Below are 22,753 nucleotides of genomic sequence, written 5' to 3' on the forward strand. Positions count from 1 at the left end.
AAGTCCGGTCATTTGCAGTCCTTTGCACGCTCGCGACAAGCCGGCAGTTTCCGGTTTCTCAGTCTGCTTTTATTTGCTTTGTTAAATATTGTCAAATTAAGCAAACAGAACTCACGACGTTGCCAGGTGAACTGACCCGACAGTTTGAGGCTCTAAAGATCAGGTTCGAGATTTCCCGTGAGACCAAAATCTTCCACTCCTCCACAAATCATCTTCACTAATTAGTTTGGTAATGTAAATTGAGATATCGGGCCATATACTTTCCGTTTTTGGAAATAAAAATCCTTCTTCCTTCAATTTGACCGAACCGAGCAGCCTCACTTCCATTTGCTGCTGATTTCAGAAGACGCCGCACGCAGGCGGCTTTTTGCTCGCTCGACAAATTCAGCATCGAACCGGCTCAACATGCCGAAGACCGACAGCGACAGGATCATGTCTCCCTCTGCATTCCAGACTGGAACGGACACCGCCGCGATATCCGGCTCGTTGTCGCCAAGATTAAGCGCGTATCCCTTCCCCCGAACGGTTTCCAGGTCCTTCGTGAAACTTTCAGGATCGATCTGTTTCTGAGAATGAGCTCTCAAAACCGCTCCGTCCTGAAGGTAGGAAGCTCTTGTCTCCGGCGTCATATGAGCAAGCCAGAGCCTTCCCTGAGCCGAGTGCTGAAACGGCAGAACGGTTCCCGTTTTCACAATGACCGAAATCGACCGCTCGCTCTCTGAAACCGAAACGCAAACCGGTCCAAGCCGGTTCAGCCGGCAGGCCATGACAGATTCGTTCAGGTCTTTGCTTACCGCGTCGAGTACCGGCTTCACCATGACCGGCAACGGATTTGTAAGTTCGGCAAGACGCCCCAACTCCTCAAGCCTGGGTCCCAGGCCGAAGTGCCCGCGTCGCAAACTGGTAAGAGCGCCGACATGTTCGAGCGTCAGCAGAAAGCGATGCGCCGTGGATGTGTTGAGCCCAAGTTTCTGCGCGACCGTCACCGCCGACAGTTCGGACTGGTCTTCATCGAACAAGCGCAGAATTTCAAAGGCTTTTATCAAAGATCCGTTTAGCGGCGTGCTCATCAAATGCCCCCTTTCTTGTCTCACTGGTCTGCCCAGGTCGCATCGCAATCCAGTGCGCCCGCCTTGACGAACTCGGCACATCAGTTCAATATATGAAATATATATCTTATATAATGAGATTATGGAGTTTGCAATGGAAATCGGTCTCTTTATCGGCAACGAGGATGTTCCGGCAGATCGAGGTAGAAAATTCGACCGCAGATCGCCTGTAACCGGCGATGTGGTCACAACCGCAGCTTCTGCGGGGGCGGAAGATGTCAACGCTGCTGTCATAACTGCTCAGGAAGCTTTCGGGGCATGGTCGCAGACATCTCCAAACCAGCGCCGCACCATTCTGAATGCCTGTGCGGATGCACTGGAGGCCCGTAGCGCAGACTTTATCGCGCTCGGGGTTCAGGAAACCGGCGGGACCGGACCGTGGATCGGGTTCAATGTCATGCTGGGTGCCCGTGTGCTGCGCGAAGCCGCTTCGCTGACAACCCAGATCAAGGGAGAAATAATCCCCTCCGACAAGCCTGGCACCTTGGCCATGGGCTACCGGCAACCTGTCGGCGTTCTGGTCGGCATGGCCCCCTGGAATGCTCCGGTCATTCTCTCCGTCAGGGCCTTTGCGATGCCGATTGCCTGCGGCAATACGGTGGTGCTGAAGGCATCGGAAAAATGTCCCGCGCTACACAGGCTTATCGGCGACTGCATGAAGGCGGGAGGATTGCCGGAGGGCGTTCTGAACATCCTTCTTCACTCTCCCGAGGATGCCCCGGAGGTCGTGAACGCACTGATCGATCACCCGCTGACGCGCCGTATCAACTTCACAGGTTCAACCCGAGTCGGACGGATCATCGCGGAACGAGCGGCCAAGCACTTGAAACCCTGCCTGCTGGAGCTCGGAGGCAAGGCGCCTCAGATCGTGCTGGACGATGCAGACCTTCAGGCAGCCGTCAACGCGGCCGGCTTTGGCGCCTTCATGAACCAGGGCCAGATTTGCATGTCGACAGAAAAAATCGTGGTTCTGAATGAGGTTGCTGACGACTTTGCAACAGCATTTGCCGGAAAGGCCGACAGTCTTGTGACCGGCGACCCGGGCGAGCAGGTTCATCTCGGATCGGTCGTTGATGTCGACACAATCCAGCATGTGAAATCGCTTATAGACGATGCCGTGGCCAAGGGCGCGAAGGTCATCGCCGGCGGTGTGCCGGACAATGGCACGATCATGCCCGCGACTGTCGTGGATCATGTCACTCCGGAAATGGACATCTATTCTGCGGAAAGTTTCGGCCCGGTTACCACGATCATTCGTGCAGCAAACGAAACTGACGCTATCAGGATTGCCAATGACACCGAGTATGGTCTGACCGCCTCGGTCTTCAGCCGCGACACAGGCCGGGCCATGAAAGTCGCCAAGCAGATCCAGACCGGGATTTGCCACATAAACGGACCAACTGTCGGAGACGAAGCACAAATGCCGTTCGGCGGCACCAAGGCATCCGGATATGGCCGGTTTGGCGGTACCGCAGCGATCCCCGAATTCACCGAACTGCGTTGGATCACCATAGAAGACCCGAACCAGCACTATCCGATCTGAGGACAGGACAATGCGCATAGCAATACTCGGTGCGGGCGCTCTCGGCTCTGTTATCGGTGCCTTTCTGTTCCGCGAAGGCCGAGACGTTTCGCTGTGGGACATCAACATGGATCATCTGCAGGCGATCAGGAAGGACGGGCTCCTTTTCGATGGACCGGCAGGCCGCGAGACATTGAAAATTCCGGCAATGCGTCCTGACGAAGCCGTCGAAACGCCAGATCTCATCGTTCTGCTCACCAAGACCATTCACACGGACACGGCCCTGTCCGGTATTGCCGCACATATCGAGGCCGGAGCCCGGGTCCTGACACTGCAAAATGGTCTGGGGAACGCCGAGCGGGTGGCTGGTCACGTGCCAGCCGGCCGGTTGCTTTATGGCTGCACCATGATGCCGGGTCGTTTCATTGCGCCCGGCCACGTCGCAACGCAGGGAAACGGTTCAGCCTCTTTCAAGGCATATGCATCGGAGGGAGAGCCGTTCGCCCGCGAGATTGCAATCGACGACGACAGTTTTTCACTGTCCCTATCAGATCGGACAGACCAGATCATCTGGGAAAAGGCGGCGTTCAACTGTGCCATGAACACCTGCGCAGCACTGACGGGCGCGCGCGTCGGAGATTTCGAAGCACATGCAGATATTCATGATCTGCTGCACGCAATCGCAGCGGAAGTCATCGCCGTCGCCCACACGCAGAACGTCCCCGCAAGTCTGGAAACGGTACAAAGCCAGATCGCCCATGCACTGGCTGAACACACAGAACACAAGCCCTCCATGCTCCAGGACCTGGAGGCAGGCAGACCGACTGAAATCGGCAGTCTCAGCGTTGTGGTCGCTGAGAAGGCTCGGACCATGGGCGTTGCCGCTCCGTTGAACACCGCCCTGGCAGCATTGGTCGGGCTGAAGTCCGACCTTGTTGTCAAGGGAGCCATGTGAATGACCGTGAAGGAGAACGACATGAGCCAGGACGCAGGCCCTCTATCGGCCGGTGGCGCGATTTTCGGCAAGATGAAAGCTCTCGGCATCGACTATGTCTTTGTGAATTCCGGAACCGATTTCCCGCCGATCATCGAAGGGATGGTGGCGGCGGCGCACGAAGGCATCGAACTGCCGACCGCCGTCGTCGTGCCGCATGAACATGTCGCCATGGGCATGGCGCACGGCTACTACCAGATTTCCGGAAAAATCCAGTCGGTCATGCTGCACACGAATGTCGGTCTGTCCAACGGTGTGACGGGGGCGATCAACGCCTGGTGCGACCAGATCCCCGTTCTGATGATGTCAGGGCGCACACCGGTGACCGAAGGCGCAAGGTTTGGCGCACGTACAGTGCCAATCGGCTGGGGCCAGGAGATGTTCGACCAGACCGCGCTGGTCCGCGAGGTCACCAAATGGGACTACGAGCTTCGGTTTCCCGAACAGGTCGCGGAGCTCTTCGACCGGGGCTGGGCCATTGCCAATTCCACACCCAAGGGCCCTGTTTATCTCAGCCTGCCCAGAGAGGTCCTGTGTGAACCGACACCCCCGGCAGGACTGGACACTCCTTCAAGCATGGCTCCTGTCATCACAGCGGCAACCGAGGGCGACATCAAGAGAGCGGCCGACCTTCTGGCTGGCGCTGAAAAACCCTTGATCATCAGCCAGCGCGGTGCCGGCTCCGAAGAAGCCTTTGCGGCACTACCGCAGTTTCTTGCCGACTGGGCCATCCCGCTTTCCCATTACTGGGCGAACATGCTGTCCGTCCCCTTGTCTCATCCGATGCAGATCGGTTCGGCGCCGGAAGCGATGCTGGCCGAGGCCGACGTTGTTCTCGTGATCAACGCCTTGGCTCCATGGTGGCCGGACAAGGTGACATTGCGCGACGACGTCAAGGTTATTCAGCTGGGACCGGACCCGCTGTTTACCCGAACCCCGATCCGCAATTTCCCGGCACATGTGACCCTGGCCGGCGAGACAGCGGACACGCTTCTGGCTCTGATTGCGGAAATGAACCGGCGCTCCAAGGACGACGCCTATATCGACAGCCGCAGACAACGCATTTCTGAAGTCTCGGCCGCAAATCGGCGGGCTGTTGTTGAAAAAGCGGAGCGCGGCAAAAACAGCCCGATGACCAAGGAGTGGGTCAGTCACTGCCTCGGCAAAGCCATCAAGGGGCGCAAGGCAACTGTATTTCACGAGCTTGGGTGTCCACTGGATCAACTCGACCTTGACAGCCACAACAGCTATTTTCAGGAACCTTACTCCGGCGGCCTGGGTTGGGGACTGCCGGCGGCACTCGGCGCGCAGCTCGCCGATCGCGACCGGCTGGTGTTCGCAACGGTCGGCGACGGCAGCTACATGTTCGCCAATCCGACGGTCTGCCATCAGGTAGCCGAGGCGCTGGAGCTCCCGGTCATCGTACTGGTGCTCAACAACGAGGAATGGGGCGCCGTCCGCCATTCGGTGGTGGGAACCTACAAGGGCGGCCTTGCACATCAGGCGAACGAGGTTCCGCTCACTTCACTCAAACCCAGTCCCGATTTTGCCAGAACGGCCGAAGCCAGCCGGGCCTACACAGAGACAATCACCGACGGCGAAGATCTGCCGGGTGCTCTGGAGCGCGCCATCAAAATCGCGACGGAGGAAAAACGCCAGATTCTCTTCAATATCGCTATTGAGAGAGTGAATCCCGCTTGAGCAGTTGCCATCTGCGAATTGACCTTCATTCAGGTGGCCAAAGAAAAAGTCCCTGCCAAAGCGGCAGGGACTTTCAGTTGGCATTTGCCCGGCACATATGGGCAGTTTGCTCAAAAAAACGCGCTGATCCCTTGCGGCGTTTTTTGTTTCCAGGCCTAAAGAGGACGCTTCGGCCTGGTATTTGATTTCGTTTCGACACGAAGGTCTTCAATGTGTACCGGGTCGGGTCCGGTTATGGTGCCGAACCCGAACCGGCCGTACGACCGCTCCCTTTGGCCTCATTTTATCGGAGACGGTCAAAACGCGTGCACCAGATATTTGCGAAGCCAGAAAACTGCGATTGAGGCGCACACTCCTTGACTATCATCAAGCCGGGACAGCTTATTGAGCCGCAATCGGCATCCTTGCCAGTTGGCACTGGTTCCAGAGGGAATGAAGGGCGGCGACCAGCCGGTCGATATCGGCAGGCGTATGAACCGGTGACGGAGTGATCCGCAGCCGTTCCGTCCCCTTCGGCACCGTGGGATAGTTTATCGGCTGGATGTAAATGCCGAAATCCGTCAACAGCGTATCGGACAGGAACTTGCACTTGGCCGGGTTGCCAACCATCACCGGAATGATGTGGCTCGGATTGTCGACATGCGGGATGCCGAGAGTGTCGAGCCGCCTGCGGACCGTTGCAACATTTGCCTGTTGGGCTTCCCGTTCCACGGAACTTTGCTTCAGATGCTGGATGGAAGCGGTCGCGGCAGCAGCAATGGCGGGTGGTAGTGCTGTTGTAAAGATAAAGCCGCTGGCGAAGCTGCGCACGAAGTCACATAATTCCGCAGAGGCCGCGATGTAACCTCCGACCACGCCAATGGCCTTGCCGAGTGTGCCTTCGATCACCGTCAGACGATCCATCAGCCCCTCGCGCTCGGCAATGCCGCCGCCACGTGGCCCGTAAAGACCAACCGCATGCACCTCGTCCAGGTAGGTCATCGCACCGTACTTGTCCGCCAGATCGCAGATCTCGGCGATCGGAGCAATGTCGCCATCCATGGAGTAGACGCTTTCAAAGGCGATCAGTTTCGGCTTGTCCGGATCCGCGGCAGCCAATTTTGCCTCGAGGTCTTCCAGGTCGTTGTGCTTCCAGATCACCTTTTCGGCACGCGAATGGCGTATGCCCTCAATCATCGATGCGTGATTCAGGCTGTCGGAAAAGACGATGCAGCCCGGAATTTTCGATGCGAGTGTTCCGAGTGCCGCCCAGTTGGACACATAGCCTGAGGTGAAAACAAGCGCGGCTTCCTTACCGTGAAGATCCGCAAGCTCTGCTTCCAGCAAAACATGGTCATGGGTGGTGCCTGAAATGTTGCGTGTTCCACCGGCCCCGGCACCGCAGCGGTCGATGGCATCGTGCATCGCTGCAATCACCTTGGGGTGCTGCCCCATGCCCAGATAGTCGTTGGAACACCAGATAGCCACCTCGTCAGCGTGGTTGTTGTGGGTCCAGACCGCTTCGGGAAAGGAACCGCGCTTACGCTGAAGATCGATGAAAACCCGGTAATTTCCCTCTTGTTTGAGCTCGGTCAACCGGTTTCTGAAAAAGGCCTGATAGTCCATGGTATCCTCGCTTTCTCATCTTGCCTGAAAAGCTAGACACCGGACGCGCAGGATTAAATGACTATAGTCAAGTTGTCGGGAAGAAGACGTCCCATGTCCGCATTTCAACGCATGTGACGTGTTGAAGCAGTTGTGTAAGGTGCGGCAACGGAGAGCAGATCCAGAAGCTGGGTCTGAGAAGGATTTAAAGAGATGCCGAACGAACGCCGCAGGAAGATCGCGCAGAATTCCCTGTTGCTGAAAAGTTTTTCCCAGGAAATTCAGGACATGGTGCTGAGCATGTCCAGCTGGCGCGAATACGACCGAGGGGAAACGCTCTTCCTGCAAGGTGAAACCGCGCAGGCCATTCACATTGTCACCGAAGGTTGGGTCAAGCTTTATCGCATCGCGCCGAACGGAGGCGAAGCGGTGGTGAACGTGTTTGCGAAGGGTGAAAGTTTCGGCGAAGCAGTAGCTTTCCGTGGCCATGCCTATCCCGTTTCGGCGGAAGCGGTGACGGCCTGTGAAGTCATGCGCATCCCGAGCGTTGCCTTGCTGGAAGCCATGCGCAAGGATCCGGAAATCGCGGTCTCCGTGCTGGCATCCACCTTTGCACACCTGCATTCGCTTGTGTCCCAGCTTGAACAGCTCAAGGCGCAAACGGGTCCGCAGCGGGTCGCAGAGTTCCTGCTGGAGCTTTGTGAGCACGAGGAAGGCAGCTGCGTCGTGACCCTTCCCTACGACAAGTTCCTGATCGCCGGACGTCTCGGCATGAAACCGGAAAGCCTGTCGCGCTCGTTCGCCAAGCTGAAGACCGTCGGAGTGCATATCAAGCGCAACCACGCGGCCATCGACAATATCGAGCGCCTCAGGGACTTTTCCGAAACCGATCCCGTGGAAGCCTGGCACAAAGCGCAATGACACAACTGGACACAGCCCTGCAGGCTATCGACACTGCAAACACCGCAGACCCCAACGCCGAAGACGGACAGCCTGCCGCCCTGCTATACGGACAGCGCATGACATCGGAGCTGGACCGCCTGTTTCCAGAGGCACCCGACAGCCTGAAAATTGCTGCCAGAGGTCAACACATCGAACGGTGGTCCATTCCCAGGAGCAGCTATCCGGAAGGCAAAGCCGGCTACCACGCCTGGCGTCGGGACCTCGCCGGACACCATGCCGAACGCGTTGGTGCGATCATGGCCGATGCCGGATATTCAGAGGATGATATTGCGGACGCCGGACGGATTCTGCGCAAGGAAGGCATCAAGCGGCACGCCGATGTACAGGCCCTGGAAGACGTTATCTGCTTCGTGTTCCTGAAATGGTACTTCGCGCCCTTTGCCGCCAAACACAGCGACGACAAGGTTCAGGGCATCGTCGAGAAAACGGCACGTAAGATGTCGGAAGATGCCCGGCAGAGGGTCCTTCAGGAGTTCGATCTGCCGCAAACACTGGCCGCAGCCTTCAGACCGTGAATGCCGGTACCAGGAACAATACAAGCAGCAGCAAACTGTAGAGCCCCAGGGCCCAATTGAAGCCAGCGAGCCAGGCAGGCGCCTGCCAGAGCCCCAGGTAGCGCGACAGGATCACCCGCGCTTTCATCCAGGCGAAGACCAGGACAAACACACCAATGGTGCTGGCGCTGACCGAAGCGCCGGCAAGAACCGCCGCCAGAACGGAAGCTCCGCTTAGGAACAAAAGCACCAACCAGGCACGTGTTGTCGGATTGATTGTCATTTCAGATCCCCGGACCTCGCTTCAGCCGAGCAGATAAATCACCGGAAAAAGCAGCACCCAGACAAGGTCCACCATGTGCCAGAAGGCTGTTCCCACCTCCTGGTTGCGAGGGGCGTCCTTCCAGGCAACGAGGGCGAGAATGGCAATTCCGGCGACTACGTGCGCCGCGTGAAATCCGGTCAGCAGATAGTAGAACGTGAAAAGCGGATGGGTTTCGGTCGAGACGCCCGCCGCAATCAGGTCAGCGTATTCGTAGCCCTTGATGATCAGGAATACGGTTCCCAGAACCATGGCAGCCAACAGGTGCCAGCGCGCAGCCGCTCGCTTGCCGTCAAGCCTGAATTCAACAGCCCTTGCCGCCAGAAATCCGCTTGTGATCAGCACAATCGTGTTGATGCCTGCGAGCGTCGGATGCAGTTCGGCCCGCGCGGCCGCAAAACCGGCAGGGTCGAAAATCCGGACGCCGAGAAAAGCCGCCAGCCCTGCACCGAACACCAGCAGCTCGCTGATGATCAGAACCCACATCATCAGGTCGCCGGGCAACTCGTCCAGCGACCCGGCCCGCGTTGCCGCTACCGGGTCGTTCATGATTATCCTCCGACAAGCTGACGGTAGATCTGCGGCAGTGCCTGAGTGAGCTTGTCCGGATGCGGAATGACTGCGAAGCCACCCTGCCCGAACAGTCTCGGGAACCAGGACTTTGCCGACTTGTCGATGGTCACACCGAAAACCGACTGGCCGGCGCGCCGAGCTTCGCGTACTGCCATTCTCGTATCTTCAATGCCGTGCCGACCCTCATAGTGATCAAGGTCGTTCGGCTTGCCGTCTGTGATCACGAGAAGAAGCTTGCGCTTGCGCGATTGCTCGGCCAATTCGGCACTTGCATGGCGCATCGCCGCTCCGAGACGGGTGTAAAAGCCGGGCTTCAAACCGCTGATCCTGTGTTCCACAGTCGCAGACATCGGCTCGTTGAAACGCTTGCAGCTTTGCAGATAGACACGATGACGCTTCAGGGATGAAAAGGCGCTGATCGCGAAATCATCTCCGCACGCGTTCAATCCCCAGGCAAGCGCCGTCAGTGCTTCGCGTTCAATGTCGATCACAGTTCTCCCGGTCACCGCACTCTCCGTGGAGCGGGACACGTCAAGCAGGATCGACACTGCCAGATCACGTGCCTCGGGACGAGTCTGAAGCCAGATCCGTTCGTTTCCGACACCGCTCGCGATCCGCTCTACCTGCGACCGCACGGCTGCATCCATATCCAGACCGTCGCCTTCCAGGTGCCCACGGGTCGTGACCCGGCCCGGGCGTAGAGCTTCAAACTGGCGTTTGACCGAACGGATCCGCCGTGCTGCGGCCGGATCTCTGGCCACGATATCGTTTTCCGGATCGGCGTCAGCGACACTTGTCAGAACGCAGACATGGTCAGGCAGATACCTGCCCTTCCGCGCTTCCCATTCCGGATAGAGCGTGCGTCCGGACAGGCGCTCCCGATCGACATCCTCAGGTGCCAGGTCGAGATGCAGTTTCAATCTGGTCGCCGGAGCCTTGGAAATCTGGCCGAGACCGATCTCGTCCTGGTCTTCGGCCGCCTTCTTGGCGTCGTCGTTGTCATCATCGTCGACACGGCGATTGAGGTTCAGGAATTCCGCCCAGCTCAGGATCGCTTCGAACTTGTGCAGAATCAGGCTGTCCTTGCGCTCCGCCTGATCTGACTTGCGCCTGCGAGCGCGAACGGTCTTGCCTGTGCCTTCCTCTCGCTCGCCGTCCGTTTCACGGTTCTCGACACCATCACCGGTAGAGAAGACGACGTCACGAAACTGAGGCCAAAGAGCAACAGGACGGAACGGACGATACCCTCGAGGGGCAGACATGTCCCCAAGCTCTCCGGACTCCACCCTGGATTTCAGATCCAGCACATCGCGCGGCAGGTCTGCGGTGTCGCCCAGTAGATGTCGAACAAGGCGCTCGACCCGGGTTTCCACTGTCGGCAGAGATGCTGATGGCCTTTGCCGCAGGATACCGTCGCAAAGGGCCTCGTAAAGATTCTTAAGTCCGGGCGCACCGTCCAGCGTCCGGTCCACCAGTTCACCGACGACGCGCAGGGCCTGCAAGTCTGCACGCAGCGGATCCTCTTCCGGCGCGAAGTCAGGAGCATTCGCAGCCATGGCCGTCAGCCAGACATAAAGCGCTGCATTGGCTTCGCGGATCGGGAATACGGCCAGGCTTGCGGGCAGCCGCAGTATCTCGCCGTCAAAACTGGCGCGTGGAACGATTTCAGCTTCCGTACCGAGCCGCCTCAGAAAACTGAGGCGGTGGTTGGAAACCTCTTCGGAAACCGAGCGGAATTCCACACTGTGGTCTCCACCCAGTCCCCTGAAGAGAACCGCAAGCCGCCCGCCGACCTCACTGAGGTCGACCGCGGCTCCATGATGCACCTCGGGTGCATCCAGGCGGCTTGCGAATGCGTGCCACAGTTTCCCGACCGTTTCTTCGGGTTCCCATGGCTCGATGTCGATCTTGCCCATCGGTCTGGCCTCACCCAAACACGGCCGTGACAAGATCTTGGAGCCCGCGTTTCACGTCGTCATCGTCGGTCAGCGGTTCTATCATTGCGGCGATAATGGCCCGCTCCACGGGCATTCCCTGTGCAATCAGCGTTGCGGCATAGACCACAAGGCGGGTGGACACTCCTTCTTCGAGATCCTGGCCCTTGAGTGCCCGCAACTTGCCGGCCAGACGGACGAGAGTTTTCACGCGTTCGCGGTCAAGACCGCTTTCTTCCGCAACGATGTCGACTTCGAGGTCAGGTGCGGGAAAATCGAATTCAAGTGATATGAAACGCTGCCGTGTCGACGGCTTCAGCGTCTTCAGGATGTTCTGATAGCCCGGATTGTAAGATGCCACCAGCATGAAGCCCGGCGCCGCGACCAGCTCTTCACTGGTGCGGTCAATCGGCAAGGTTCTGCGGTCGTCCGTCAGCGGGTGAAGAACAACGGTGACGTCCTTGCGCGCCTCGACGACTTCATCGAGGTAACAGATCGCACCTTCCCTGACCGCGCGGGTCAGCGGCCCGTCGACCCAGACCGTTTCGCCACCTTTCAGAAGATAGCGACCGATCAGATCGGCGGCGGACAGGTCGTCGTGACAGGCAACGGTGTAGAGTTTGCGACCGAGCTTTGCCGCCATGTGAGAGACAAAGCGGGTCTTGCCGCAACCGGTCGGACCTTTCAGCAGAACCGGCAGTCCGTTGCTGTGAGCCGCCTCGAAGACGGCGCATTCGTCACTTTGGGCGAGGTAAAAAGGGGCGTCAGCCGCCCCTTTTCCCAAGGATACACTTCCTTCCATCGGAATTACTCCGCAGGTACTTCTGCAGTTTCACCGGAGGCGATGACTTCGCGCCGGGGAACCGCAACCGAGTAAATGAACAGCAGGGCACCGAGAACGACTGCCACGCCAGAACCGAACCGCATCCAGTAGAACAGAGCCAACTGGTCCTGAACGTCCATGAAGTAGTCGCCATTGACGCGCTGCAGGTGTGTCTGAACAGTGCCGGCAAAGGTCAGGACGAAGGTCATGAACGCCATGCCGCCGGACATCAGCCAGAAGGATGCCATGTTGAGAACCTGGTTATAGGGATCGCGTCCCCGCAGGATCGGCATGGCGTAGCTGATGATGGCCAGGTTCAGCGATACATAGGCACCAAAGAAGGCAAGGTGACCGTGAGCTGCAGTGATCTGCGTGCCGTGGGTGTAGAAGTTGACACCGTGCAGCGTGTGCAGGAAGCCCCAGACGCCAGCGCCGAAGAAGGCAAGCGTTGCACAACCGAGCGACCACAGGAGAGCGGCCTTGTTCGGATGGTCGCGGCGACCTTTCCAGACCATGACGAAGGCGAACGCCATCATTGCGAAGAACGGAATGACTTCAAGTGAGGAGAAGATCGATCCGATCCACTGCCAGTAACTAGGAGTACCGATCCAGTAGTAGTGGTGGCCGGTTCCCAGAATGCCGGAGAACAGTGCGGCTGCAACGATGACATAGAGCCACTTTTCGACGACTTCGCGGTCAACACCTGTCAGTTTCAGCATCAGGTAGGCCAGGATGGAGGCCATGATCAGTTCCCAGACGCCTTCAACCCAGAGGTGGACGATGTACCACCAGTACTGCTTGTCGAGCGCCAGGTTGCTCGGGTTGTAGAAGGAGAACAGGAACAGCAGCGCCAAACCCCACAGGCCCAGCAGCAGGATGTTGGTGATGGCGGTTTTCTTACCCTTCAGAACCGTCATTGTGACGTTGTAGAGGAAGATCAGCGCGGCGACGACGATGCCCACCTTGACCCATTTGGGTTGTTCGATGAACTCGCGGCCTTCCTTGCCAAGCAGCCAGTTGCCTTCAAACAGGTTGAAGACATAGGTCACGACCACGCCGAGCGTGCCGAGCACCAGGATCGCAAGCTGCAGATAGGCAAGTTTGGTCGAATGGATTTCCCGTTCCGATTCTTCCGGAATGAGAAAATAGGCAGCGCCAAAGAAGCCCAGCAGCAACCAGACGATCAGACTGTTGGTGTGCAACATCCGGATGATGTTGAACGGGAGAAGTTCGGAGAGAAAGTTCGGCTGGACATAGACAAATCCCGCCAGCAGCCCGCCCAGAACCTGGATGGCAAAAAGGCCCAGGGCGACGGCGAAATACGCCAGGGCGACTTTCTGTGATTCGTATTTCATTGTTCGTTCCTTTTCGCTTTCGGATCAGCCGGCGTCATTCGGCGGCCAGTCCTGGGCGTCGATATTGTCGGTCCAGATCAGGAAGTTTGCGAGGTCGCGAATTTCCTTGTCGGTCAGGTTGAATTGAGGCATCTGCCGGCGGCCCTCGATGCCCGTCGGCATGGATTCCATCCAGGCTTTCAGGGTTTCGAAAGCAGCGTCCGGATCGTCCAGGACGCCCCAGCGTGTCATCACGTTGGCGACTTCAGGTGCGTAGTAGGCGCCCTCGCCGAGGATCGTGTGACAGTTGATGCAGGCATTTTCTTCCCAGACGTGCTTGCCGGCTGCCACGCTTTCCGTGATGCCGGCATGATCGGTCGATGTGCCAGTGATGTAAAAATGGCTGTGCGCCGATAGACCCAGGAAGATGATGATGAAGAACAGTGACCCGCCATAGAATATATTTCGGGCCATGCTTTTAGTCATGACTTCGCGCATTACGCGCTCCTTTCCGCCGTGTTGAATGTGGCGAAAGGGTGACAGGGTGGGCTGGCATTTCCTTAACCAAAGTCAAGCAATGCAATTCAACGCGCTTTGGATGTGTTTGAAGAATTTTTTTCAGACGAATTTGCCGTCTGAAACAGCTGATTTTGCCTGCGACAATCTTGAGCAGTCAGTTTTCGACGATACCTTTTTCGTGCCTTATTTCAGCCACTTATAATCATTCCAAATTCATGCATATTTTAAAAACACGTCTGTTTTCAGTACCTTCCATGGATTCATCTTAACGAAAGTCAAGGAAGCAAGCTGCCGAATGCACGAGGTTCGCGAGTGCCTCACCAGCATTTGGAGTTTGAAATGTCACATCCAAGAAAGAGAAAAGGGTCAGGCCACGCCTTAGCGGCCGGGCTTGCGTTGCTTTTAGGCAGCGTGACAGCGCCTGCCTTTGCAGAAGGTCCTACATTGAGCGAGGAGGCCTTTGAACGTTCCAAGCAGCTCTACTTCGAGCAATGCGCAGGCTGCCATGGTGTTCTTCGCAAGGGTGCGACCGGTAAAAACCTCGAGCCTCACTGGAAGAAGACCGCGGCTGACGGAACCGTCACCGAAGGCGGCACCCTGAAACTGGGTCAGGAACGGCTTGAGAAGATCATCGCCTGGGGTACCGAAGGCGGTATGAACAACTTCTCGGACATTCTGACCGAGCAGGAAATCAAGGACCTCTCCACCTACATCATGATGGAGCCGCCGAAGCCGCCGGAAATGTCGCTGGCACAGATGGAGGCGACCCGCAAGATCTATGTCGAGGAGAAGGATTACCCGACCGAGCCGCTGCACGGCCGGAACTGGGAGAACTTCTTCGTCGTCATCGAGCGTGACGTAGGCAAGGTTGCCATCATCGACGGCGACACCAAGGAAGTCCTGGCCCACATCCCGACCGGCTACGCCGTTCACGTGATCAAGGCCTCCGAGCATCACAAGCTGGAAGAACCGGAAAATCCGGGCCGCTTCTGGTACACGATGGGCCGCGACGGCAAGATGACCAAGATCGACCTCTGGCAGACGCCGGACAAGATGCTGGTTTCGGAAGTCAAGATTGCCTATGACGCCCGCGATGTGGCGATTTCCGGCGACGGCAAATACGTCATCGGTGGCGGTTACTGGCCTCCGCATTTCGCGATCGTCGACGCCCAGACCATGGAACCGCTGAAGGTCGTTTCCACTCGCGGCATGAATGTGGACGGAGAGTATGTGGAAGAAAGCCGCGTGGCTGCCATCTACACCACTCCGAACGAGCCGACCTGGCTGGTTGCTGTCAAGGAACTGGGCCAGATGTGGCAGGTCGACTACTCCGACCTGGACAACCTGCGCATCGACAAGATCGATTCTGCCAAGTTCCTGCATGACGGGTTCTTCGACCCGACAGGCCGGTACTTCCAGATCGCCGCGAACGCGTCGAACAAGATGGTTGTCGTCGATACCAAGGACCGCAAACTCGAGGCGATGATCGACGTTGCTGCCCTGCCGCACCCCGGCCCGGGCGCCAACTGGAACGACCCGAACTGTGGCCCGGTTGCAGGTACGACTCACCTTGGCGTGGGCACCGTGACGGTCTGGGGTAACGACCCGGAAAACCGCGCGGATGACGCCTGGAAGGTCTGCTACGAAGTCGAAACCGATGGTGCCGGCCTCTTCATCCGGACGCACCCGAACTCGAAATACGTCTGGGCCGACCAGACCAAGCACCCCGAGCCTGAAATTCAGCAGTCGGTGCAGGTCATCTCGAAAGAGACCGGTGAGATCGTGAAAACGATTCAGATCACCGAAGAGGAAGGCAATGCAGCCGTTCACTTCGAGTTCAACAAGGACGGTACCGAAGTCTGGGTTTCCAAGTGGAACCTGGCGGACTCCCTGGAGCCCAATGGCGAGATCGTCATCTTCGACGCCGAGACGCTTGAAGAAAAAGCACGGATCAAGGGCCTCTACGCTCCGACCGGCAAGTTCAACGTCTACAACCGTTCGAACCACGTCACCTAACGTGACCTAGCGACCCTTTGAAGGGCGGGCTGCTCGCCCGCCCTTCTTTTTTTTCCAGCGGCAACAGGACGGTGTCGGCGCTTGGGCAGCCGACTTTCACAGGCGCTTTTGCGCAGCCTGCAGTCCGTTGGTTCGCGGCCCAACTGCGAAGGGTCGACCAAGATAACCGAATACGGAGCCTGGACATGACCGAGAGCAGTCAGGGTGGAGACAAGAAGAAGCCGATCTGGCGCAGATACGTGCTTTGGGGCATGCCCATCGGGGCAGCCGCAGCAGTATTCATCGCCGGCATTGTCTTCTGGGGCGGTTTCAACACCGCAATGGAAGCCACAAACACCAAGGAATTCTGTATCTCCTGCCACGAGATGCGCGATTTCGTCTTCCAAGAATACACGGGCACAATCCATGACGTGAACCGTTCGGGCGTTGGAGCGACGTGCTCCGATTGTCACGTGCCGAAAGACTGGACACACAAGATCATCCGCAAAATCAAGGCTTCCAGAGAGCTCTGGGGCAAGATGACCGGATCGATCGCCACGAAGGAAAAATTCGAAGCAAAGCGCGTTCATCTGGCCATGAACGAATGGGAGCGGATGAAAGCGAACGATTCGCGTGAATGCCGCAACTGTCACGGCTTCGATTCGATGATGCCGGAATTCCAGAAACCGCGTGCGCGCCAGCAGCACCTGAACGCAATGGAAACCGGTCAGACCTGCATCGACTGTCACAAGGGCATCGCCCACTCGGACCTGCGCGACCGCGCCGATCCCGACTACATCGAAAAACTTGAAACACCGAACCCGGCTTTCAAACGCGACGTGCCTGAGGAGTATCTTGCGAGCCTGAAATACATCACCGAAAAGGAAGCTGAAGAAGAAGCTGCAAAAAAGGCTGCGAAAAAGGCCGAGCGTGAAGCCGTTCAGGCACAGATCGCCAGCGCCGTTGAAGCAGCGCGCGCGGAAGAGCGGGCAAAACTGGAAGGCCAAGCCGGAGAGGCGGCCGCAAGCGGCAACGCTGGTGGTACTGCTGCTGGTGGTGGCAACGTCGCGTCAAACATTGACTGGAACGCCGTTGCGCCGGTCGACATGACCCTGTTCTATCCCGGACAGGCTTCATTCGAGTGGGTGCAAAACGGCAAGACCCACGGTGGCGCACGCCCGCTCACCAAGGGCGGCGATGCCTGCACGACCTGCCATGCCAAGGAACTGGAGACGATCGGCAAAAAGATCGCGGCCGGTGGCGAGACCGAACCGACCCCGATCCCCGGGAAGCCAGGCACGATTGACGCTACCGTGCAGGCCGCACATGACGGTGAAAACCTTTATGTGAGACTTCAGTGGCCTGAAACCGCGCACAGCCCTGCTCCATTTGTCGAAGGCGGCAAGATGGATCCGGACAACCAGGTCAAGGTGGCCATGATGATCACCGGTACGGGTATTGAACTGGGTGAACAGGTCGGATGCTGGTCCTCCTGTCATGCCGACAACACCTACATGCCGTTCGACCCGGGAGCGGAGGCGATTGCCGCCAATGCGGATGTCGCTGCCCAGTTGGAAGCGAAAGAGACGATCACCAAGTACCTGACCGAAAGCCGCACAAAGGTTGAAGTCAAAGGCCGGAGAGGCAAGGCCCAGGGTGGCTGGGACAAGCTGAAATCTGCCGAAGAGATCGACCAGCTTCTCAACGACGGGACCTTCCTGGATCTGCTGCGTGTCTATGCCGATGGCACGGCAAGCAACGGATACCTTTTGGACCGCCGTGTCGAAAATGGAGGCGAGATCGCCGCCGAAGCCAGCCTGTCCGGTGGCATGTGGACCGTCGTGTTCTCACGGCCGCTCATCTCGGGTGCCGCCGGCGATGTTCCGCTTGAGCCAGGCAAGACCTACACGGTCGGATTTGCCATCCACGACGACTACGCAGCTGCACGCTTCCACCACGTGACGCTGAACACCAGTCTGGCGCTGGATGACGAGACGGCACAAATTGACGTCGTCAAACAATAACCCAGATGGGGCGGCCGGATCCGGCCGCCCCAATTCCGTTCAAGCGAAGGAGATACTGCATGTGCTTTAAACCGTTCTGTTTTTCCGCCGCGCTGCTTTCGCTTCTGGCCTTTGTTCCTGCAGCATCCGCAGATGAGAAAACCGAGGCCATCTGCGCCGAGGCCGAAGAGCGCTATTCCGACATGTTCGGGCATCCCTCCTCGGAAGAAGACGGCGTAACTGTCGTCAAGATGTACAAGTACAAGTTCTGTCCAGAGGCACTGACGGTTCCGGTCGGCACAACGGTTCGCTGGGTCAATGTCGACAAGCGCACCAGTCATACGGTGCTTTTGAAAGAGACGGATACACCTGAATCCGACCGGCTTTTTCCAGAAGAGACTTTCGAATTCACCTTCCTTTCTGCCGGACAGCAGAACTATCTGTGCGGCCCGCATTGGGAAACGCAGAAGATGATCGGAATGGTGAGCGTAACGCCTTGAGGGCTTTTTGAAAAAGTCCGCAAGGCAGTGCGGTTCCGTTGACTATTGTCAAGCCGCCTCCGCTCAAAATGAGCGATCATGCTGCCATGAAACGCCTCACTGAAATAGCGGCCATTTCGGCCCGGTTTGCCCCAGTCGGCAGACCGCTGGTGCAGGCAGGTTTCACAAAGAACCAAGCATCCAATTTTCTCGGGAGAAGCGAGGTCCCTCATGACTGGTAAAGTCTATCTCATCGGAGCCGGTCCAGGCGATGTCGAACTTCTTACCCTGCGTGCACTGCGCATGCTTCAGGCTGCGGACGCCGTTGTTTACGACCGGCTCGTTTCTCCCGAAATCCTGGCACTCGCTCCGGAGGGAGCGGAGAAGGTCTTTGTCGGGAAATCGCCTGACAACCACCCGGTTCCCCAGGAAAAAATCAATGAAATTCTGGCCGACCTTGCCCAGAAGGGCCGGACGGTTGCCCGCCTGAAAGGCGGCGATCCGCTTATCTTCGGCCGTGGGTCGGAGGAAGCTGCTCACCTGACCTCCGTTGGCATTCCGGTCGAATACGCTCCAGGCATTACAGCTGCCCAGGGTGCGGCGGCATCCAGCGGCGTTCCGCTCACTCACCGGGGCCTGGCAACAGGTGTGCGCTACGTGACCGGTCACCGCCAGGCCAACGGCACGCTCGATCTGGACTGGCGCAGCCTCGCCAGCAATGAAACGACACTCGTTGTCTACATGGGCGTTGCCAATATCGGTCAGATCGCCATGCGATTGATTGCCGAAGGGTTGAATGAATCAACACCTGTCATGGCGATTGCAAATGCGACAACCCCTCGCGAAACACGGTTGTTCACGCGACTGAACCGGGTTGCGATGGATGTACGCGAAGCAGGCCTAGAGGCTCCGGTTCTCTTCGTGATCGGCCAGGTCGTGACCTTATGCGCCGAATGGCCGGACACGGCGACGGACTTCATCAGCGCTGCCGAAAGCGAAGTGTCATTCGGACAGCAGGCTCATGCGTAAGCTTCTTGCCATCCTCTTCTTCCTAGCCACTCCCTCCATGGCGGAAGAGGTCAGCGCACCCGACAAGCTGGTCAATCTTGTGCATCAGGATTGCGGCTCCTGTCACGGGCTGACGCTGAAGGGCGGGCTCGGACCGGACATCCGGCCCGAGTCCCTGTCTCACTACGATATCGAGACGCTTTCCACTGTTGTCCTCGACGGTGTTCCAGGCACAGCCATGCCCCCCTGGCGCCCGCTGATGAGCGAAGCGGATGCAAAGAAAATTGCCGAATATCTCTTGCAAGGAGACTTGAAATGAAGTGGCTCTCTGGCGCCGTTCTGGCAATGATGATGGTCGGCGGTGTGCACGCTGAAAATATTGTAGCGACCGGGGATCTCGGACTGGTTGTCGAGCGGGCCACCGGTTCGCTGCTGCTGGTTGATCAGTCCGAGCGGGCTGCAATTTCCCGGATCGACGGTTTGGGGGATCTTTCCCATGCCAGCCTCGTTTATTCGCCGGACCAGCGATTTGCCTATGTCTTCGGACGCGATGGCGGGCTCACCAAAGTCGATCTGGTGGAACAGAAGGTCGTGGACCGCGTTGTCCAGGCCGGCAACGCCATCGGTGGTGCGATTTCCGACGACGGTTCCCTGGTGGCCGTGTCCAACTACGAGCCGGGCGGCGTGCGGATTTTTGATGCCGAAACGCTCCAGATGGTTGCGGATATTCCAACCGAATCCAAGACGATCGGTCTCGTCGACGCTCCCGGACGCCGCTTCGTGTTCACGCTTTGGGACGATGGCGAAACCTGGATTGCGGACCTTTCCTCTGGCACGGTCGACATCAAGAAAATCACCGATATGGGGACCAACCCCTATGATGCGCTGATCACCGGTGACGGCCGGGTCTATATTACGGGTCTCTTCGGAGAAGACGGCCTGACGGCACTTGACCTCTGGGACGAAGATCCAAAACCCATCCGGGTTCTGCCGGAGTATGGCCGTGGCCAGCAGGAGTTGCCGGTCTACAAGATGCCCCATCTGGAAGGCTGGGCGCGCGCAGGACGCGAGTTCGTGCTTCCGGCGGTCGGTCATCATCAGGTCTTGTGGGTGGATGAGACCACTCTCGCCGAAACCGGCCGCACAGACACCTACGGACAACCTGTCTTTGCCATGGCACGACCGGATGGACGTCAGGTCTGGGTGAACTTCGCCCACCCGCTCAACGACACCATCCAGGTGATCGACACTCCGACCAAGGAAGTGATCCACGAGTTCAAACCGGGCCCGGCCATCCTGCATATGGAATTTACTCCGCGGGGACACCAGGTCTGGGTCTCCGTCCGCGATGCCGGGAAGGTCATGATCTACGACACCCGCACATTTGAAAAACTCGGCGAAATCGACGCCGAAAGCCCGTCAGGAATTTTCTTCACCTCTCGGGCTCACAGAACGGGGCTTTGAACGATGGAACGGATAGGCGATCCCATTGACATCAGGCTGCTGGACGAATGGCAGCGCGACTTTCCTCTGGTGGAACGGCCCTTTGCGGAAATCGGAAAACGGGTTGGTTGCGAGGAAGCCGAAGTCCTGTCCAGACTTGAAGCTCTGAAGGACTCGGGCAGGATCTCAAGGGTCGGTGCCACATGCGCACCCAACACAATTTCGGCCAGCACGCTGGCGGCACTTTCAGCACCTGTGGAGATGCTTGAATCAGTTGCCGAAATCATCGGTCGCCAGCCAGGTGTCAATCATTCCTACTTGCGGGAAAATCACTGGAACCTCTGGTTCGTGGCAACAGGCCCTGATCGCGCTCATGTCGACCGCACACTGGATACCATTCACCGGGAAACCGGCCTGAAGGTTCTCGACCTGCGCCTTGTCCGGCCGTTCAATGTCGATCTCGGTTTTCGGATGACCGACGACGCGAAGACCGCACCTGCACCGAGGCCAGTTTGCCTGGATCGCTTCCAGGACGGTGACAGGGACATTCTTCAGGCTCTGACAACTGGCATGCCTTTGTGCGGGCGTCCATTTTCCCGCATTGCAGAAGACCTGGGAAGAGATCCCGACGAGGTTCTCGCCCGCATCAGCATTCTGGAAGACGCGGGCATCATTTCCAGAATGGGAGTGATTGTACGTCACCGTGCACTCGGCTGGAGTTCCAACGCCATGGTCGTCTGGAATGTTCCGCCAGAACAGATGGAGGCGGCAGGTCCCGCGCTTGCGGCCCATCCGGGCGTTACCCTGTGTTACGAACGCCGTCCCGTTGATGGTCTGTGGCCATACCGGCTCTATTGCATGATCCACGCAAAGAGCAGGGGCCAGGCTCTGGATACGCTTGAAAAGGCAGCCCATCTGCCTGAGCTTTCCGGAGTTCCCTATCAGGTTCTCTTTTCCAGCCGCTGTTTCAAGCAGACGGGTGCCATGATTGCAGACAGGAGTGTGGCGGCATGAGCGACACACTTTCCAATCTCGATCGACGGCTGATCAACCGATTGCAGGACGATCTTCCCCTGACTTCACGCCCCTTTGCCGAGATTGCCGAGGAATTCGGCCTGGAGGAACAGGAGGTCGTCGACCGCACCAGGCGGATGAGAGACGATGGTTTCCTGACAAGGTTTGGACCGTTTTTCGACGCTGAAGCGCTTGGCGGAGCCTTTTGCCTGTGTGCAATGGCAGTCCCCGAGGACCGGTTCGACGAGGTCTTAACTAAAGTCAATGCTCATGCGGAAGTCGCGCATAATTATGAACGGGATCACAGGCTGAACATGTGGTTCGTGCTGGCGACCGAAAGCCAGAAGGACATTGCCGATACTGCCGCAGTCATCGAGCAAGAGACCGGACTTCAAGTTCTCCTGTTTCCGAAAGAACGCGAATTTTTCATCGGATTCCGGGTAAACGCATGACTTTGCATCCAAAAGACCGGGCAATCGTAGAAGCCACACAGGCGGGTTTGCCGCTTGTGCAAGCCCCCTTCGAAGTTGTTGCTGAAACGCTCGGCATGAGCGAAGCGGAACTGCTGGAGCGGCTTGCTCGTCTGAAAGAGCAAGGTGTCATTCGCAGGATCGGTGCAGCTCCCAATCACTATCGCCTTGGTCTCAACTCGAACGGGATGACCGTTTGGGACGTCGATGATGCTGTCGTCGACGAACTTGGTGAACGTGTTGGAGCGTTGCCGTTCGTCACCCACAGCTATCGTCGCCCGCGCGCCCTTCCCGACTGGCCCTACAACCTTTTTGCCATGGTGCATGGCGCTGACCGTGAAGAGGTTCATGCCAAGCGCGGGGAAATCGCCGAACTGCTCGCCGATGCCTGCCGCGCCAGCGACATTCTGTTTTCCACGCGCATTTTGAAGAAAACCGGAATGCGTTTGCGCAGGAAGGAGCGCTGACC

Annotated in this window: 22 protein-coding genes and 1 pseudogene; 15 read left to right on the top strand and 8 right to left on the bottom strand. The window is 57.9% G+C overall.

What is annotated here, in order from left to right; genetic code table 11:
- Positions 1-317: 317 nt before the first annotated feature.
- Complete coding sequence (locus ABLO27_RS13490; RefSeq protein WP_353033431.1) at positions 318-1,070, bottom strand: IclR family transcriptional regulator; 753 nt, start codon at positions 1,068-1,070, stop codon at positions 318-320.
- 133 nt (positions 1,071-1,203) lie between these two features.
- Here ABLO27_RS13490 and ABLO27_RS13495 point away from each other — a divergent pair, with 133 nt between their 5' ends.
- The 3 genes from ABLO27_RS13495 to ABLO27_RS13505 are packed head-to-tail and all read left to right on the top strand — an operon-like array spanning position 1,204 to position 5,326.
- Entirely contained in the window at positions 1,204-2,652 is a 1,449-nt protein-coding gene (locus ABLO27_RS13495; RefSeq protein ID WP_353033432.1) for an aldehyde dehydrogenase, read from the top strand.
- Positions 2,653-2,662: 10 nt separating this feature from the next.
- Entirely contained in the window at positions 2,663-3,586 is a 924-nt protein-coding gene (locus ABLO27_RS13500; protein WP_353033433.1) for a ketopantoate reductase family protein, read from the top strand.
- Positions 3,587-3,607: 21 nt separating this feature from the next.
- On the top strand, positions 3,608-5,326 hold the full coding sequence (locus ABLO27_RS13505; RefSeq protein ID WP_353033434.1) for a thiamine pyrophosphate-requiring protein: 1,719 nt from the start codon (positions 3,608-3,610) through the stop codon (positions 5,324-5,326).
- A gap of 381 nt (positions 5,327-5,707) precedes the next feature.
- Here the strand turns inward: ABLO27_RS13505 and hemA are convergent, their stop codons facing one another.
- Positions 5,708-6,931, bottom strand: coding sequence for a 5-aminolevulinate synthase (gene hemA / locus ABLO27_RS13510; RefSeq protein ID WP_353033435.1), 1,224 nt, complete (start codon positions 6,929-6,931; stop codon positions 5,708-5,710).
- Positions 6,932-7,123: 192 nt separating this feature from the next.
- Here hemA and ABLO27_RS13515 point away from each other — a divergent pair, with 192 nt between their 5' ends.
- Positions 7,124-7,831, top strand: a complete 708-nt coding sequence (locus tag ABLO27_RS13515; protein WP_353033436.1) for a Crp/Fnr family transcriptional regulator — start codon at positions 7,124-7,126, stop codon at positions 7,829-7,831.
- Positions 7,828-8,388, top strand: a complete 561-nt coding sequence (locus ABLO27_RS13520; RefSeq protein ID WP_353033437.1) for a DUF4202 domain-containing protein — start codon at positions 7,828-7,830, stop codon at positions 8,386-8,388. Before ABLO27_RS13515 ends, ABLO27_RS13520 begins: the two co-directional genes overlap by 4 nt.
- On the opposite strand, the gene ABLO27_RS13525 is transcribed toward ABLO27_RS13520, so the two are convergent.
- Genes ABLO27_RS13525 through ABLO27_RS13550 form a run of 6 tightly spaced genes read right to left on the bottom strand, consistent with a single transcriptional unit; the run spans position 8,378 to position 13,851 of the window.
- Positions 8,378-8,650 carry a hypothetical protein gene (locus tag ABLO27_RS13525; protein WP_353033438.1) on the bottom strand — a complete coding sequence of 91 codons (273 nt, stop codon included), beginning with the start codon at positions 8,648-8,650 and terminating at the stop codon, positions 8,378-8,380. The genes ABLO27_RS13520 and ABLO27_RS13525 overlap by 11 nt on opposite strands.
- 21 nt (positions 8,651-8,671) lie before the next feature.
- The gene (locus tag ABLO27_RS13530) at positions 8,672-9,238 is read right to left on the bottom strand and encodes a cytochrome c oxidase subunit 3 (protein WP_353033439.1); all 567 of its coding nucleotides are present in this window, start codon (positions 9,236-9,238) and stop codon (positions 8,672-8,674) included.
- A 2-nt stretch (positions 9,239-9,240) separates the two neighbouring features.
- Entirely contained in the window at positions 9,241-11,178 is a 1,938-nt protein-coding gene (locus ABLO27_RS13535) for a nitric oxide reductase activation protein NorD (protein WP_353033440.1), read from the bottom strand.
- A gap of 10 nt (positions 11,179-11,188) precedes the next feature.
- On the bottom strand, positions 11,189-11,998 hold the full coding sequence (locus tag ABLO27_RS13540) for a CbbQ/NirQ/NorQ/GpvN family protein (RefSeq protein ID WP_353033441.1): 810 nt from the start codon (positions 11,996-11,998) through the stop codon (positions 11,189-11,191).
- Between the two features lie 5 nt (positions 11,999-12,003).
- The gene (locus ABLO27_RS13545; protein WP_353033442.1) at positions 12,004-13,374 is read right to left on the bottom strand and encodes a cbb3-type cytochrome c oxidase subunit I; all 1,371 of its coding nucleotides are present in this window, start codon (positions 13,372-13,374) and stop codon (positions 12,004-12,006) included.
- Positions 13,375-13,398: 24 nt separating this feature from the next.
- Complete coding sequence (locus ABLO27_RS13550) at positions 13,399-13,851, bottom strand: c-type cytochrome (RefSeq protein ID WP_353033443.1); 453 nt, start codon at positions 13,849-13,851, stop codon at positions 13,399-13,401.
- A 465-nt stretch (positions 13,852-14,316) separates the two neighbouring features.
- Between ABLO27_RS13550 and ABLO27_RS13555 the strand changes: the two genes are divergently transcribed.
- The 10 genes and pseudogenes from ABLO27_RS13555 to ABLO27_RS13595 all read left to right on the top strand — a co-directional run bounded on the left by ABLO27_RS13555 (position 14,317) and on the right by ABLO27_RS13595 (position 22,751).
- A complete protein-coding gene (locus tag ABLO27_RS13555; protein WP_353033444.1) occupies positions 14,317-15,888 on the top strand; it encodes a cytochrome D1 domain-containing protein in 1,572 nt (523 codons plus the stop codon).
- 251 nt (positions 15,889-16,139) lie between these two features.
- Positions 16,140-16,631: pseudogene (locus tag ABLO27_RS27140) on the top strand (NapC/NirT family cytochrome c); the annotation flags it as partial.
- 75 nt (positions 16,632-16,706) lie between these two features.
- A complete protein-coding gene (locus tag ABLO27_RS13560; protein ID WP_417714787.1) occupies positions 16,707-17,891 on the top strand; it encodes an ethylbenzene dehydrogenase-related protein in 1,185 nt (394 codons plus the stop codon).
- 59 nt (positions 17,892-17,950) lie between these two features.
- Complete coding sequence (locus tag ABLO27_RS13565) at positions 17,951-18,370, top strand: cupredoxin domain-containing protein (protein WP_353033446.1); 420 nt, start codon at positions 17,951-17,953, stop codon at positions 18,368-18,370.
- 210 nt (positions 18,371-18,580) lie between these two features.
- Positions 18,581-19,378 (top strand): uroporphyrinogen-III C-methyltransferase, encoded by a 798-nt coding sequence (cobA, locus tag ABLO27_RS13570; RefSeq protein ID WP_353033447.1) that lies wholly within the window; start codon positions 18,581-18,583, stop codon positions 19,376-19,378.
- Positions 19,371-19,676, top strand: a complete 306-nt coding sequence (locus ABLO27_RS13575; RefSeq protein WP_353033448.1) for a c-type cytochrome — start codon at positions 19,371-19,373, stop codon at positions 19,674-19,676. The genes cobA and ABLO27_RS13575 overlap by 8 nt, the downstream gene beginning before the upstream one ends.
- A complete protein-coding gene (locus tag ABLO27_RS13580) occupies positions 19,673-20,821 on the top strand; it encodes a cytochrome D1 domain-containing protein (RefSeq protein WP_353033449.1) in 1,149 nt (382 codons plus the stop codon). Before ABLO27_RS13575 ends, ABLO27_RS13580 begins: the two co-directional genes overlap by 4 nt.
- A gap of 3 nt (positions 20,822-20,824) precedes the next feature.
- The gene (locus ABLO27_RS13585) at positions 20,825-21,814 is read left to right on the top strand and encodes an AsnC family transcriptional regulator (RefSeq protein WP_353033450.1); all 990 of its coding nucleotides are present in this window, start codon (positions 20,825-20,827) and stop codon (positions 21,812-21,814) included.
- The gene (locus ABLO27_RS13590) at positions 21,811-22,266 is read left to right on the top strand and encodes an Lrp/AsnC family transcriptional regulator (RefSeq protein ID WP_353033451.1); all 456 of its coding nucleotides are present in this window, start codon (positions 21,811-21,813) and stop codon (positions 22,264-22,266) included. The genes ABLO27_RS13585 and ABLO27_RS13590 overlap by 4 nt, the downstream gene beginning before the upstream one ends.
- The gene (locus tag ABLO27_RS13595) at positions 22,263-22,751 is read left to right on the top strand and encodes an Lrp/AsnC family transcriptional regulator (RefSeq protein WP_353033452.1); all 489 of its coding nucleotides are present in this window, start codon (positions 22,263-22,265) and stop codon (positions 22,749-22,751) included. Before ABLO27_RS13590 ends, ABLO27_RS13595 begins: the two co-directional genes overlap by 4 nt.
- Positions 22,752-22,753: the final 2 nt, after the last annotated feature.

The organism is Roseibium sp. SCP15, assembly GCF_040329435.1.
GTDB lineage: Bacteria > Pseudomonadota > Alphaproteobacteria > Rhizobiales > Stappiaceae > Roseibium.